Annotated in this window: 15 protein-coding genes; 7 read left to right on the forward strand and 8 right to left on the reverse strand. The window is 43.6% G+C overall.

Annotated features, from left to right (window positions below):
• The 5 genes from ABIO93_RS18280 to ABIO93_RS18300 all read left to right on the forward strand — a co-directional run.
• The coding region (locus ABIO93_RS18280; protein ID WP_348070218.1) for an efflux RND transporter periplasmic adaptor subunit at positions 1-452 on the forward strand (452 nt) is incomplete at its 5' end.
• The gene (locus ABIO93_RS18285; protein WP_348070220.1) at positions 449-1,708 is read left to right on the forward strand and encodes an FtsX-like permease family protein; all 1,260 of its coding nucleotides are present in this window, start codon (positions 449-451) and stop codon (positions 1,706-1,708) included. The genes ABIO93_RS18280 and ABIO93_RS18285, both read left to right, overlap by 4 nt.
• 1 nt (position 1,709) lies before the next feature.
• Positions 1,710-2,387 carry an ABC transporter ATP-binding protein gene (locus tag ABIO93_RS18290; protein WP_348070222.1) on the forward strand — a complete coding sequence of 226 codons (678 nt, stop codon included), beginning with the start codon at positions 1,710-1,712 and terminating at the stop codon, positions 2,385-2,387.
• Positions 2,388-2,653: 266 nt separating this feature from the next.
• Positions 2,654-4,162: a succinate CoA transferase gene (locus tag ABIO93_RS18295; RefSeq protein ID WP_348070224.1), complete on the forward strand. Its 1,509-nt coding sequence runs from the start codon at positions 2,654-2,656 to the stop codon at positions 4,160-4,162.
• A gap of 58 nt (positions 4,163-4,220) precedes the next feature.
• Positions 4,221-5,045, forward strand: coding sequence for a universal stress protein (locus ABIO93_RS18300; protein WP_348070226.1), 825 nt, complete (start codon positions 4,221-4,223; stop codon positions 5,043-5,045).
• A 55-nt stretch (positions 5,046-5,100) separates the two neighbouring features.
• Here the strand turns inward: ABIO93_RS18300 and ABIO93_RS18305 are convergent, their stop codons facing one another.
• The 5 genes from ABIO93_RS18305 to ABIO93_RS18325 all read right to left on the reverse strand — a co-directional run bounded on the left by ABIO93_RS18305 (position 5,101) and on the right by ABIO93_RS18325 (position 9,284).
• Positions 5,101-5,346, reverse strand: coding sequence for a hypothetical protein (locus ABIO93_RS18305; protein WP_348070228.1), 246 nt, complete (start codon positions 5,344-5,346; stop codon positions 5,101-5,103).
• A 102-nt stretch (positions 5,347-5,448) separates the two neighbouring features.
• Complete coding sequence (locus ABIO93_RS18310) at positions 5,449-6,471, reverse strand: hypothetical protein (RefSeq protein ID WP_348070230.1); 1,023 nt, start codon at positions 6,469-6,471, stop codon at positions 5,449-5,451.
• Positions 6,458-6,964 (reverse strand): ATP-binding protein, encoded by a 507-nt coding sequence (locus ABIO93_RS18315; protein WP_348070232.1) that lies wholly within the window; start codon positions 6,962-6,964, stop codon positions 6,458-6,460. The genes ABIO93_RS18310 and ABIO93_RS18315 overlap by 14 nt, the downstream gene beginning before the upstream one ends.
• A gap of 55 nt (positions 6,965-7,019) precedes the next feature.
• Complete coding sequence (locus ABIO93_RS18320) at positions 7,020-7,769, reverse strand: glucose 1-dehydrogenase (protein ID WP_348070234.1); 750 nt, start codon at positions 7,767-7,769, stop codon at positions 7,020-7,022.
• Positions 7,770-8,153: 384 nt separating this feature from the next.
• Complete coding sequence (locus ABIO93_RS18325) at positions 8,154-9,284, reverse strand: hypothetical protein (protein ID WP_348070236.1); 1,131 nt, start codon at positions 9,282-9,284, stop codon at positions 8,154-8,156.
• A 439-nt stretch (positions 9,285-9,723) separates the two neighbouring features.
• Between ABIO93_RS18325 and ABIO93_RS18330 the strand changes: the two genes are divergently transcribed.
• The gene (locus ABIO93_RS18330) at positions 9,724-11,259 is read left to right on the forward strand and encodes a reverse transcriptase domain-containing protein (RefSeq protein WP_348070238.1); all 1,536 of its coding nucleotides are present in this window, start codon (positions 9,724-9,726) and stop codon (positions 11,257-11,259) included.
• A gap of 163 nt (positions 11,260-11,422) precedes the next feature.
• Here ABIO93_RS18330 and ABIO93_RS18335 read toward each other — a convergent pair whose 3' ends face one another.
• The 3 genes from ABIO93_RS18335 to ABIO93_RS18345 all read right to left on the reverse strand — a co-directional run bounded on the left by ABIO93_RS18335 (position 11,423) and on the right by ABIO93_RS18345 (position 13,206).
• Positions 11,423-11,848, reverse strand: coding sequence for a helix-turn-helix transcriptional regulator (locus ABIO93_RS18335; RefSeq protein WP_348070240.1), 426 nt, complete (start codon positions 11,846-11,848; stop codon positions 11,423-11,425).
• A 148-nt stretch (positions 11,849-11,996) separates the two neighbouring features.
• On the reverse strand, positions 11,997-12,560 hold the full coding sequence (locus ABIO93_RS18340) for an isoprenylcysteine carboxylmethyltransferase family protein (protein WP_348070242.1): 564 nt from the start codon (positions 12,558-12,560) through the stop codon (positions 11,997-11,999).
• A gap of 43 nt (positions 12,561-12,603) precedes the next feature.
• Entirely contained in the window at positions 12,604-13,206 is a 603-nt protein-coding gene (locus ABIO93_RS18345) for a hypothetical protein (protein ID WP_348070244.1), read from the reverse strand.
• A gap of 316 nt (positions 13,207-13,522) precedes the next feature.
• On the opposite strand from ABIO93_RS18345, the gene ABIO93_RS18350 reads away from it, so the two are divergent.
• Positions 13,523-13,810, forward strand: coding sequence for a hypothetical protein (locus ABIO93_RS18350; protein ID WP_348070246.1), 288 nt, complete (start codon positions 13,523-13,525; stop codon positions 13,808-13,810).
• Positions 13,811-13,835 lie beyond the last annotated feature (25 nt).

Below are 13,835 nucleotides of genomic sequence, written 5' to 3' on the forward strand. Positions count from 1 at the left end.
AGATGGTCAATACTTTAAACCCCGTTGCGCTGGTAGGAGATGCAAATGATTTTTTATTGGAATTGCAGATCGACGAATATGATATTACAAGAATAAAGGTGGGGCAAAAAATGCTGCTCACGATGGATAGCTATAAAGGACAAATTTTTCAGGCGGTAGTTAGCAAAGTAATTCCCGTCATGAACGAGCGGTCCAAATCCTTCACTGTTGAAGCCGGATTTATAAAACCGCCTGCGGTTTTGTACCCCAACCTGACCTGTGAAGCCAACATTGTGATCCGCGAAAAAGAGAAAGCTTTGACGATACCAAGAAATTACCTGATGCCTGGCGATTACGTGTTGCTCGAAAACAATAAAAAAAGGAAAATTGTAATCGGACTTAAAGATTATCAAAAGGTCGAAATTATTTCAGGCTTGCAGGGTAGTGATGTCATTATAATGCCTCAGGAATGAACTTCAAACTAATTTTCGATATCGCAAAAGCGCTCCTGCTGGCAAGGTGGAGACAGACTTTGGTTGCGGCTATCGGTGTCACTTTTAGTATCGGCATGTTTATTACCCTGCTTAGTTTCATGAATGGCCTCAATGATATGCTCGACGGCCTGATCCTGAACCGGACACCCCATATCAGGCTATACAATGAAATAAAACCCAATGTGAATCAGCCCATCAATCTGGCTAAATCTTATCATAACCATTACAATTTCATCCGTTCCATCAAAGCTTCCGGGAGCCGGCAGGCCATTTATAATAACGGTGCGGTCATGCAGGCTCTTTCGAATGACAAAAGAGTCCTGGGTTTTTCTCCAAAAATAACCGCCCAGGTGTTCTTTAACGATGGTGTCGTAGATATAACAGGGGCAGTAAACGGAATTGACGTGCAAAAGGAAAATAAACTTTTTCATTTCGGTGAATACATCATAGCGGGTACGGCTACCGATCTGGATAAAATACCCAATAGTATTGTGTTGGGAAAAGATCTGGGTGACAAACTACTCGCTGAGCTGGGGGATGTGGTGCAGGTGACCACTGCAAAAGGCGAAATTTTTCAGTTAAAAGTAGTAGGCTATTTTCAGTCAGGCATTCAGGAACTTGACAAAACACAAAGCTACGCCTCTATCATGACCGCTCAGAAACTCCTTGGTCAATCAGCCAATTACATCACCGACATCCAGATCAAGCTCAAAGACATGAACCAGGCACCTGGTATTGCAAAAGAATACAGGCAGCTTTTTGTATCCGATGCGGAAGACATCCAAACAGCAAACGCGCAGTTTGAGACCGGCAGCTTTGTCCGTACGCTCATTTCCTATGCTGTTGGTGTAACGCTGCTGATCGTCGCCGGATTTGGGATATACAACATTTTGAACATGATGATCTTCGAGAAAATGGATACGATAGCGATCTTAAAGGCCATTGGCTTTTCAGGGAAGGATGTGAAAAGTATATTTCTGGTCATCGCGCTGAGTATCGGCTTCTTTGGCGGATTGCTTGGCCTGATGCTTGGCCTGGGTCTTTCGGCCATCATTGACCAGGTTCCTTTCACAACGGCATCCCTGCCCACGATAAAGACCTATCCGATCAGCTACAGCATTACTTTCTATGTCATCGGCACCGTGTTTTCATTGGTTACCACTTTTTTGGCCGGCTGGTTTCCCTCGCGAAAAGCAAGTCAGGTGGATCCGGTCATCATCATCAGAGGGAAATAAAATGGGAGAAACGATTTTGGAAGCCCGGAAAATCAACAAATATTTCCGTGACCCGGTCACTGTCAAAGTACTGAGCGATATTGAATTTTCTATCAATAAAGGTGAGTTTGTTTCCGTAACCGGCAAGTCCGGGTGTGGCAAATCGACCTTGCTATATATTCTATCGACCATGGATACAGATTTTGAAGGGGATCTGCTGATCGACAACGTTTCGATGAAAAACAAAAAAGAGCCGCAGCTTGCCGCTGTCCGCAATGAGAAAATCGGGTTTGTGTTTCAATTCCACTATTTGCTCAATGAATTCACAGTGTTGAAAAACGTGATGTTGCCCGCCTTGAAACTAAATCAATTCCCTCTGAAAGAAATAGAACAAAAGGCGATGGACAGGTTAAAAATGCTGGGTATCGAGCATTTGGCACAAAAAAGTGCCAATCAGGTTTCGGGAGGTGAAAAACAACGTGTCGCCATTGCACGCGCACTGATCAATGATCCGGATATCATCATGGGTGATGAGCCGACAGGAAACCTCGACAAAAAAAATACCGAAGTGGTATTTGATATTTTTAAACGACTGGCCGAAGAATTTAACCAGACATTACTAATTGTCACCCACGACCAAAGTTTCGCCGAAAGGACGCACAGGATTATCAATATGGAAGATGGTAAAATTATAAGCTAGATCAACTTCATTTTTCAACAGATTAGTTAAGGTAAATTTTCAGAAAGTGACGAACGTCATTAAAACCTGAAACCTCCGTCATCAAAACAGCCTATTGAACGTGTTAGTTTTGATCAGATTATCAATGCCACTTTCATCCATTTAACATCCTGATGCCCATGGATATTTTTCAAATTCCCCTTGCATCGCTTATGATTCGCCATGGGCTTACCAGCCAGCAAAGCCGATCTGCGGTAACAATCCATTAATTTTGACCCTCATTGCATATGCCTAGCTCGGAACGAATTCTTCATGAGGCTTTAAAACACCAAATCATATCGGCTGACAAAGCCGCTTCATTGTTCCAAAACGGAATGGTGGTAGCTTCCAGCGGCTTTACAAAGGCTGGCGACAGCAAGGTCGTATTAGGTGCAATTGCAAAGCGGGCAGCTTTGGAGCCTTTTAAAATCAAGCTGATCACCGGCGCTTCCCTGGGCCACGGAACCGACGGGGCGCTCGCCAGCGCCGACGCAGTCTCTCTCAGGGTCCCATTTCAAACAGACCCGCTGATGAGAAACCGTATCAATGCGGGCGACGTGATGTTTATTGATGAAAACCTGGGAAAAATGGCCGAATTGTTGAAAAACAACCATTTGCCAAAAATTGATATTGCTATCATCGAAGCCGCCCAGATCAGGGCAGACGGAAGCATTGTTCCCACCACATCCGTGGGCAACTCCCCTGTATTCGCTCAGCTGGCAGACAAAATCATTATTGAGGTCAACACAGCCGTGCCGCTTTCGCTGGCCGGATTGCATGATATTTTCCTCACCGGAATTTACCCGGCCCATGCTATTATCCCGATTACCGCCGCCGGTCAGCGGATTGGAACTGATGCCATATCGATTGATATTAGCAAAATCATCGGCATTGTATTGAGTGACATTACCGATAGTCCGGCAGATATTGCGCCTGCGGATGCCAAAACGGAAGCCATCGCCGGACATCTTATGGATTTCTTCAGTATGGAAGTTCAAGCTGGCAGAATGACCAGATCATTGCGGCCGCTTCAGGCAGGTATAGGCAAAGTCGCAAATGCGGTGTTGCAAGGTTTTGTGAATAGTGATTTTGAAAACCTGACCATGTATTCAGAGGTTTTACAGGACAGTGCATTCGATCTTTTCGATTGCGGTAAACTCCGCGCTGCGTCGGCATCGGCCATTACTGTATCCGCTCCCTGTTATCAGCGTATTTTCAACGATTTTGAGCAGTACAAAAACAAGGTCGTCCTGCGGCCGCAGGACATCACCAATGCACCTGAGGTGATCAGGAGGCTCGGCGTCATCGCTATTAACACGGCAGTCGAATGCGATATTTACGGAAATGTAAATTCATCACATATAGGTGGCACAAACATGATAAACGGGATTGGCGGATCGGGTGATTTTGCCCAGAACAGCTCCCTGAGCATCTTTGTAACACCTTCTGCCGGTAAACAGGAGACGATTTCCAGGATCGTGCCGATGGTTTCGCATGTGGACCACACCGAGCATGACGTTGATATCATCGTGACCGAGCAGGGCCTGGCCGATCTCAGGGGACTTGCACCGCGTCAGCGCGCGAAAGTGATCATTGAAAACTGTGCCCACCCGGATTATAAATACTCTTTACTGAAGTACTTCACAGATGCCTGCGAACGAGGTGGACATACCCCCCACATGCTGGAAGAGGCATTTAGCTGGCACGAGCAACTTCGGCTACACGGGACCATGCAATCCTCCCCTGCACTGGTGTGAAATGTGTTCGGTTCGAAATTCAAAAAATGAAAAGCTCCACAATTTAATCCAATAGGTAATGAAAAATATACTTGTAGCGATAGACGCTGAGAATTTCAATGCCGGGCAGATCGAATTTGCCTGCTACCTCGCCAAGCTCACACAGTCCCGGCTCTGCGGGATCATTACGGAAGATCTGTCGCCGGTCAGCGATTTGAACTTGCTTTACCAAATCCCATACTCAGAAACCTTCGGCATAAGCGATTCGTCCGCTTTTCCCGACAGCGCCGCACAAAGGGCTAAAAGTGTTGAAGCTGCCTCAAAAAGTTGTGCAACCGCCCGTACCCCTTTCCATATGCTGACTGCGAACCCTGCAAGCACAGAGGAGATTATCAAGGAGAGCCGTTTTGCAGATTTGTTGATTTTGGGAGTAAACCAAGACGAAAGCGAGCGGGCACTAAGCCAAGCGGTGCAGATGATCGTTTCGAAAGCTGAATGTCCCGTTATCCTGGCCCCCAAAGAGTTCCAGGAAATAGACCAGATTCTCTTTGCCTACGACGAAAGCGCCTCTTGCGTTTATGCCATGAAGCAGTTTACTTATCTGTTCCCTGAGCTTGATGAAAAGAAACTGACGATTATTGAAGTCCGTGACCAGGCCAATGATCCAAAACCTGACATTGAAAAACTGCACCGGCTGATCAAAGCACATTATAATAACATGGACTTCCATGTGCTGAACGGCGACATCGTTGAGGAGCTGTACGCTTTGCTGAATGGCAGAAAAAGAACAATGGTTATCATGGGTTCTTTTGGGCGTGGCCGCTTATCAAGGCTGCTGCTCCCAAGCACTGCCGAGTTGTTACTCAAAAATATTTCACTGCCCATTTTCATAGCCCATACCTAAGCTTCCCGACATAAAAAGGATCGTCGCCGACGATCCTTTTTTTATGTCACAATCATTAAAGAACCTCAATCATTTTCTCGCTGCAATACTGTGAGCGGCCGTCGGACCAGTTGAGCATGGCACGCCAATGCCCTTTTCCAAGTTTTTCCGTTGAGACCACATGTCGCGGTGTATCGCCTGACGATATATGCACCGTGTAATTTTCAGATTTTGAAGCTTGCCTGGTGAATACAATTTCGGCCTTCCAGAAATACAAAGGCAGTACAAAAGTGATTTGATGTGTAGCAGGTTGGTAAGTCATGGGATATCATTTTTAAGCGTGCAGGTCTACCGACTTTCACATTGCTAAACTACCATCCCTTTACAGCACTTAAAATGACTTGGATACGCATTCAATATGATCTTACTCATGATTGAGCGCCAACCACGAATCCGTATAGCTTCTCATCAAATCCAGGTATTTCCGGCATGCTTTAAGTTCCTCGCCATTTTCACTTTCACCGTCTTCCATCGCACTTAAAGCATGCACTTTTGCCCGGATGTTGGCGCGTACGATTTTGTAATAGGTGAAGATCCGCTGATCATCCGGGGACGTCATACAAGGCAGCCGATCTGCATACTGGCCCATAAATAACCCGGAAAGAGCGGACTGGTCCCAGTATTCCAGGTCCATGCAAAAGAAAGCCACTTCACTCAGCACGTCGATCTGTCTGAAATGATCATTGAACTCAATGCAATCAAAAATCACCGGCTCTTTGTAAATGAAAATATTGCCGCTGTGAAGGTCCCCATGCAGGTCTCTCTGGTAACCCAGCCGGACGCGCTCCCGCATCCTTGTCCCATATACATTCAAAAACGAATCGCTGCATTGGATCGAAAGATCAATGATATCGGCGTAGTTGCCGCCCAACTGTTTTTCAACAAACGGCCGGACACTTTGCAGATCATTGAAGTTACTGGCGGCTTCTATTGCATCAAAGGGCCTGTCAATGACGGCTGCATTCTGATGAAATGCAACAATCTGATCAACGAGGCTCAGAATATGGCTGGTTTGAACACGGCCTTGCCTTAGCATTTTGTCCATCCGCTGGGAAGCCGCCATCTTTTTCATCCTGACGGCATAATCCACAATCTTGCCATCGCCTTCCCCGATTTGCCAGCTATGATCGGTTTGTCGTACCGGCAATACATCCAGGTAGATCCCTGAAAAACGTTGATTTAACCGTAACTCCTTCTCACAGAAGCCTTTTCTTTCTTTAAGTCGGGAAAAATCAAGAAAATTGAGGGCGACCGGCTTTTTAATCTTAAAGGCATTTTTGCCAGAGATAATTACCCAGGAAATATGGGTATGCTCCACTTTACCTTTAAGGGGCGTTGCTTTGTACACCCCATTTTCGGCCAGATCCGTAATCTCAGTTTCCGTCATGCGCTTTCGATATATATTCCTTCGCCTGCTTGATCATGTCCTCAATGTTGTCGGTACCCGACTTCAACCTGAGGCAGGGCATATCTATTTTCTCAAACTGTTCCTTCAAGCTCTCGTATACCCCAAAATCAGCTTCGCTGAATTCACGCGGCTTGCTCAGCCGCTCCCGGATCAAGGCTTCGTCGGCTTCCACCAAAATCATAAAAATCGGGGTTTGGTGCATGGCTGCAAGTTCAATAAAAAGGTCCCGCATGGCATGATGGTAAAAAGTGGCGTCGACCACTACATGCTGCCCTTTGTCTACCGCTTTTCCTGTCTGATCAGCGATATATAAATAAATGGAAAGTCGGTCTTTGAATGAGTACTTGCCTTTTGCGTCCCGTTCGGCCCGGATCTTGTCACTGTTGAAATAAAGCGCGTTGGTAACGGCGGCAAGCCGGGAAGCAAAAAAGCTCTTTCCCGATCCTGGGAGTCCTGAAACGATGACAATCATAGCGGTAATCCGTTTACCTGTGCGAAAAAATCAAACCCATGATTTGCATGCACCATTATTGGGCCAGGTACCCGCCGTCGACAGGATAGTAGGATCCTGTAACAAATGATGCCTTGTCACTACTCAGCCATAATACCAGCTCGGCAACTTCTTCCGGCTTTCCCAGCCTTCCTATTGCATGTTTTGTGATCAGCCAGTCAATCGTGGCAGTGTCGAGATCTTTCAATAATGGGGTATCAATAAAAGCCGGGCCGACCGCATTGGCCCTGATCCCTTTCATTCCGTATTCAAGCGCGATATTTTTTGTTAGCCCCACTACACCATGTTTTGCAGCGACATAAGCCGGGCTGCCCGCAAAACCAACATTGCCCAGGATCGACGCCATGTTCACAATCGCCCCGCCCCCAGCTTTAAGCATTTCCGGAATCTGGTACCGCATGCCGTAAAATACACCCGACAAATTGATACCGATCACCTTGTCCCAGGCTTCTACCGGATATTCCCCCGTAGGCGCAGTGACGCCATCGATACCCGCATTATTGCAGGCGATGTGCAATGCCCCAAACGCCTCAACCGCGGCATTAACAAGTTTTTCATTGTCGGCAGGCAATGAAACATCCGCTTTTACATAGATCGCCTTCCCTCCTTTTTCACCGATCATCGCCACGGTTTCCAGCCCAGCTTCGTCCTGAATATCGGATACCACTACGCTGGCCCCCTCTGCCGCATAAATAAGCGCAACACTACGCCCTATCCCCGATCCCGCGCCCGTCACAATGGCTACCTTTTGTTCTAATGATTTCATACGTTTTTATAAATTTCAATTTGTAATGCCCAAAACTTCGCGACCACGGTAATGTGATCGCAGATGCAAAGGTTTTCTTTTAATGCGGTGGGAGGAATGACCGTTGACATGGAAAAGGGTGACGAGCGTCATGGGGCTTGCGGCAGTAAATCTAGTTTCCGGTTGATGCTGCGGATTTGCATTTGTGTGTCGATAGCTCCGCTGGTGAGTTACCAACGACAGGCCCGACCATGGGAACCCCAACGAACTTGAATTTACTGGAAGAGTTTAAGATACCGCTATTGAATAATGCCAGCCGTATGCTAGGTATCTATGAAATTTCCATCTGTGGAATTTCGTACTAATATGGAAATGACAGGTCCGTCAATATATCCTGGTGTATTCTTACCTATTAATTGGTAGATTTAGTTCATATGCCTCTAATATATTTGTTAATTTAAAATGCCGATCGCTATTTCTTAGATGGCAATAAGCTTTAATATATTTTACAAGACGTTCTGTACTTTCTTCAAAATCTTCCCCACTGATTATCTCATATTGACTTATGGTTCTTATGGTAAAATTACCATATTGATCTCTATATTTAATCTTAATATAATTGCGATGCTCACCTTCTGATGCTTTTGTAAATAAGTCTTCCACGCTAGTGGTAATCCTTAAAGTCTTTTTGGCTTTCTTTCCTCTCTTCTTAAATATTGGAGCAAACCTCTTTATTGGATCCTCAATCGTTTCTGGAAGAGCCTTAAAGCTTAAGAATGAAGCAGTCGTATCGGAACACTTGATGTAGTCGAAGAAAGTAATGAAATATAATCCACTTCGATTAGATATCTGTTTGGGTTTTATAATTGTTCCCTCAGAAGTTAAATGGTTGCCGTGCAGGATTGAATCGCTGAAAAGACTTATGAGATTATTTTTTAAATTCGGTAGCTTAGACAACGCATTAATTGCAATATGCCGTTCTGAAAATTTCTCTGATACAGAATTGAACCACTTGCACTTAACAGCCGTTTCTGGATAGGTTTTTTTGGGCTTGACACCAGCGGGCGTGGACTTATCTTTACTTGGATCAAAAGGATCGATGGCCACTACAAGCATCACCGGACTCACAAAACTCAATAAGGCCGTTATAGAATTAGTGCTTTTTGAAAACGTAGAATCTGTTTCAGTTTGTAAAAAACTCCTTCTCTTTCCAAGCTCTATCGGCATAGTCTTTAATGTGACAAGGTCACCCACTGATATGTCAACAGAGCCGACATCAGCCGGGAAATCAAACTGCTTAAGTTCTGGTTCAGGAAAATAGCCGTCCTTAAATGTATTTTCCTTCGTTGAATACCATATACATGCATATTTATCGTGAATGTCTTTTTCTATTAACACAGAATTATCTATGATCTCTGTTATAACCATGAGTGGTGGAATCATCGAATATTCACCGCTGATTAAAACATCCTTTGTAATAATATCAAAAGGATGCGTCTTAAAAGTAACAACATCACCAATAGAAAACTTCGCCATAATGGAAAGTATATACAAATCTTATATCTTTGAGCAGGACTCCGGAAACAGATATGATTAGCACTTGGAATGGACCGCTGTTACTTTGTGTGGATTAGTACACGAAGGCTGTAAATTGTCATAACTGCCCTTGTAAACGGTTTCGATGCAAATCATCTGAAGCTGATTGAAGGTATTGTGAAGCACAGTCACGAGCATGCTCAAGACTTGTACTTCCCCTGTTATACAGTTAACAAATATAGTGATAAATAGCATGAATGTCAATTGTGTAACCATGATTGATGATGTTGTTTGATTAATTACTTTATTATTGGAAAATGTCGCGTGACTCAAGAAATTGGGTAACGGTCTGCCTCAACAGGCGTATGCAATCTGTAATCTGATACGCAACTTACTTCCGGAGTCCTTTATGATGCGGCCAAAAAGAAAGTCAACTTGGTTGAAAAACCGTGGATATTTGCACCTTACCAGACAAATCAATGTCGGGAAGGAAAGAGCCGAAGTATTGGGAAAGGTGAGCAATCCAGTTTTTGTCCAAAAGCATGCCTTCTTTCCATTAATCCACACTAACATAAAGGTTCGCCGGTTTAAAATAGCGGAAGGTAGAGACGTTAGATCGCATTCGTTTGCTGGCAAATCTCATTCGAAATTGCGTCCACTTCATTACGCAACACACATTGATTCAATGATCTTCGGTTATTATGGTGAGCAAATCCAGAAAGCCTACCTGCAAGAACTGGAAAGCACCGAATATTTATGTGATTGTGTCACTGCCTATCGCAGAATCGAAAATGGCGCTAAATCAAAATCCTATAAGAGTACTATCCATTTTGCTCACGAGGTTTTTGAAGAAATCCGAAAGCGATCGGAAGATCATTGTTGGGTGCTTAAGTTTGATATAGAAAAATTTTTTAGTTCTATGGATCATAAGCTTCTTAGGCAAGCATGGATGCAAATATTTGGCTACACAACACTTCCTCAGGATCATTATAACGTTTTTAAAGCAACGACTCAATTTCACTATATTCTTAGAGATGACCTGCGAGTTAGAAAAGGTAGTTTTGGTTTCAGGAGTGGCTTTGATGAAAAAAATCTAGCTGAAATTAGAAAAGATAATGTTTCCGCATTTTTTGACAGTCCCACTTCATTTCGAAAGGCTGTGAAGGATGGAAGATTCAAAATTTATAAAAATCAATTTATAAACTCAACGGGAAAAGTTGTAGGCATTCCCCAAGGTTTGCCAATTAGTGCAACACTTGCGAATTTGTATTTACTTAAATTCGACAAAGATATTGTCGATGAAATTGTTGTAAAAAGGGGTGGTTATTATCGGCGATATTCTGATGATATTATAATCATTTGTAATGACGTGGATAAGGAGTTCATTCTCAAATACATTGAAAATGCCCTTAAGAGTGATAGCAAAGTCGAAATTAGTAAGGATAAAACTGAACAATTTTTTTTCACTACCATAATACAGGCTGATAGCTCAAGAAAGGTAACTTGCAACTTGTTCAAAGATGGAGCTTGGTTGTCCGATCGAGCACTGACCTACTTAGGATTTGAATTTTACGGATACAAAACTCTCATCAAGTCTGCGAATCTCTCTAAATTTTACCGAAGATTGATTCTTGCTGTTAAAAGCAGATCGAAGAGAGCTGCGTTGGCAGCTGAAAAAAATCCAGTATCTCCCAATGCTTTGTTTAAAAGAAGGTTGTACAAGCTATACACAAATATAAATTTGGATAAGATAAAAACGCGAAGGAGGTTCAAAATTTTGACCTATAACCGTTACGGCCGATTTGTATATAGTGGGAAACAGTTAGAAGAGGAATTTAAGAGCAATTATTTTACATACGTGAAAAGAGCGTCGCAAATAATGAACGAGCCAAAGATTCTTAACCAAGTTAGACGTCACCGAACGATCTTCGATCAAGCTGTAAAAAAGTACTTTACGGACAGCGTAAGGCGGTAGGTTGAGTTTACGTTAATTGTCAGTTTTTTCTCCTCCCAATAGATTCGATATGAATTTATCAATTTTATTTGAATCATAACTGATCATTTTTTTAGCAGTTTGGTGACTTGCAAATTGATTAAGAGCGAAGAATTCTATCCGCCCTGCATCAATCAGCATCTGTCTACCGCCCCCCAATCAACCGCTCCAACCTTTCCATCATCTCATCCTTCTCCTTCAACATCCGCTCATACAAAGCAATCTTCTCCTCATGAAGTTGAATCATTTTGTCAATGGGATGGATTGTAGAGTTATTGAAAACTGAGGCTGGTTGAACACAATTATCAAAAGTATTATTCGATATAATGTTGATTGCTTGCTGCTCATCAAAATTCCGAATCGCCTCAGCCGGAATTTTCAAAATCGCCGCTACCTGTTCCAATATGTCGGAATCGATCTTTTCCCTTTGTTCGAGTAGGGATATTTTTTGCTGGTTCCAGTCTTCGCCGAGCTCAAACGCGATCGCGTCTTGTTTGAGGCCGAAAAGTTCTCGAAATCTTTTAAGATTGCGGCCTTCGTGGATCTTCGGGTTGGAGGTAGTATGTGCCATGTGGAAAGGTGTTTGGTTAAAAAAAGCAATTTATATAAATCCGCGGGGAAGTGTCGAGATAATTTACGGGATCGGGATGTAAGTTACCGGGTCGCGGTGCCGGGTACTCTCATACCGCGGGATTTGGACCTGAAAAGATTAGATAATGTCAGAAGATAAAGGGAATCAGCATTTTCGATCGTTGCATATAGGCGGGATATTCATCCGGAAATTGAAGGAGCATCATTTTTTCTTCTTTTTTTGCGCTATAAATAAAAAAAATGGCAGCCAAAAGCAGCCAAATAAGCGTCATGAAACTTCCACCAATGTTGGTCCCCAGGATGGCCGCCAAAAGACCTGTATAAATAGGATGACGAACAAAATGATAGGGACCGGTCGTTATTAAATCTGGTTTTTCCTTCAATGACATCGGCATGCCCCAGTTCTTGCCCAAATGAATTCTTGCCCAGATCGCAAATGCGATTCCGGCAGCGCAGATAAAAACTCCCATGTATTGTATAAATGGAGTAGACGGAAATAAATGATAGGTAATGAGATACTTGAACCTCTCAGTGTGCAATAAAAACGCGACAATTGCAATAACGATGACCGTCCAGACAGTCGGACCGCTGAGGTGTCTTTTCCTGTTTATGTTTTTTTTGGCCAGCCCGCCCATGACAAGCCAGACTAGAATAAATGTGATCCAGCAAGCCGCAATGATCGAAGTGTACATATGTGCGAATATTTAATGATCGAAAGCGTATCCTGTCTGTTTGTCAATTTGCCTGAGGAGCTTTGATTTGCAAAGCAGCCTGTTCTCCCCAGGTATATGCCATTGAAACCGCAACCTCGATGTTGGATTGGTTCATTTTTGATTCATCATTTGGCCTAAGGAGCCATACGGATCGGGAATCCAGCAGTTTCCCTTTATTTTCAACGATCAATTTTTCAAGTATCTGTTGTGAAGCCTCTGTGGATCCTCCTCCCAAAGTAATGGCGACTACTGATTTACCATCCAGTACCACCTCTTTTTCTATAAAATTGCTCACGGCCCAATCTGGCCGCCAATTATAGGTATTGGCACAAAAGATATACAAGTCAACCGGCTGATTGTCCAAATGTCTGGCTGCTGCGACCGTGGCAACGGTCACCTGCATACCCTCATCGGCGAGGGCCTTGCCGAATGAGCGGCTTACCTGCTCGTCCAGGTTATAGAACGGGTCAGGATCATAGATAATCAACGCCCGCTTCTTTGCCGTCTGACTGCCCATTTTCCAGCTTCGTTCTGGCCCGGTACCTTCGGCCCAGAACGTCAGGAATGTCCAGATGGCCCCAATTGCCAGGACGGCGATACCTGTTACTTTGAGTAGTCTTTTCATAGTTATGCAAAGTTCCTCGGATTCAGCGGACAGATTGTTACAGGAAAAATGAAGATGGTTGCATGATTCACTGATTCAGGTTAGGAAATTACGACTTCAAACATCATTTCTCATTGCTGACCCTTTCAAGCCTTAGCGATACTTTGAAGGGAAAAGGACGGGTGATTGTAAATACAAAAACCAGTGAAATTTGCAATTTATAGATCTCAGGATGTAACCTTTCCGTATTAAACAAATTCACCTTTGCAAACAGGGTAATACGCAAAAAGTCGAACCGATTTGACTTTGCAAAAAAAAGGCCCCTTCAACATCAAATATGGAAAACACACTGATCCGTGAAAAAGTAGTTCTGCTCAGAACAGGAAAAATGGTCAAAATCGTGAGCAGACAGCTACAAGACAATGATTTACACAAGACTGATAATCAGGTCGATGTCCTAGTCAGGGAGCAGGATCAGGAAAATTTCAGGCCTTTTCTGAGCATTAGCCACCCCAAATACTGGAAGTTCATAAATCTAAATCCCCGACAGTCGATTATTTTACAATTGAAATATTCCGGTTTATCAAAAAAAGAAATAGCGCTAGTAATTGAGGAGTTTGTTTGAACTTAATTACACAAGTACAAAATGC

It is taken from the genome of Dyadobacter sp. (genome assembly GCF_039919315.1).
GTDB lineage: Bacteria > Bacteroidota > Bacteroidia > Cytophagales > Spirosomataceae > Dyadobacter.

What these genes read in the sequence shown, in the direction of transcription:
- ABIO93_RS18285 (WP_348070220.1), top strand. Translation starts at nt 449, where the DNA reads ATGAACTTCAAACTAATTTTCGATATCGCAAAAGCGCTCCTGCTGGCA.
- ABIO93_RS18290 (WP_348070222.1), top strand. Translation starts at nt 1,710, where the DNA reads ATGGGAGAAACGATTTTGGAAGCCCGGAAAATCAACAAATATTTCCGT.
- ABIO93_RS18295 (WP_348070224.1), top strand. Translation starts at nt 2,654, where the DNA reads ATGCCTAGCTCGGAACGAATTCTTCATGAGGCTTTAAAACACCAAATC.
- ABIO93_RS18300 (WP_348070226.1), top strand. Translation starts at nt 4,221, where the DNA reads ATGAAAAATATACTTGTAGCGATAGACGCTGAGAATTTCAATGCCGGG.
- ABIO93_RS18305 (WP_348070228.1), bottom strand. Translation starts at nt 5,346, where the DNA reads ATGACTTACCAACCTGCTACACATCAAATCACTTTTGTACTGCCTTTG.
- ABIO93_RS18310 (WP_348070230.1), bottom strand. Translation starts at nt 6,471, where the DNA reads ATGACGGAAACTGAGATTACGGATCTGGCCGAAAATGGGGTGTACAAA.
- ABIO93_RS18315 (WP_348070232.1), bottom strand. Translation starts at nt 6,964, where the DNA reads ATGATTGTCATCGTTTCAGGACTCCCAGGATCGGGAAAGAGCTTTTTT.
- ABIO93_RS18320 (WP_348070234.1), bottom strand. Translation starts at nt 7,769, where the DNA reads ATGAAATCATTAGAACAAAAGGTAGCCATTGTGACGGGCGCGGGATCG.
- ABIO93_RS18325 (WP_348070236.1), bottom strand. Translation starts at nt 9,284, where the DNA reads ATGGCGAAGTTTTCTATTGGTGATGTTGTTACTTTTAAGACGCATCCT.
- ABIO93_RS18335 (WP_348070240.1), bottom strand. Translation starts at nt 11,848, where the DNA reads ATGGCACATACTACCTCCAACCCGAAGATCCACGAAGGCCGCAATCTT.
- ABIO93_RS18340 (WP_348070242.1), bottom strand. Translation starts at nt 12,560, where the DNA reads ATGTACACTTCGATCATTGCGGCTTGCTGGATCACATTTATTCTAGTC.
- ABIO93_RS18345 (WP_348070244.1), bottom strand. Translation starts at nt 13,206, where the DNA reads ATGAAAAGACTACTCAAAGTAACAGGTATCGCCGTCCTGGCAATTGGG.
- ABIO93_RS18350 (WP_348070246.1), top strand. Translation starts at nt 13,523, where the DNA reads ATGGAAAACACACTGATCCGTGAAAAAGTAGTTCTGCTCAGAACAGGA.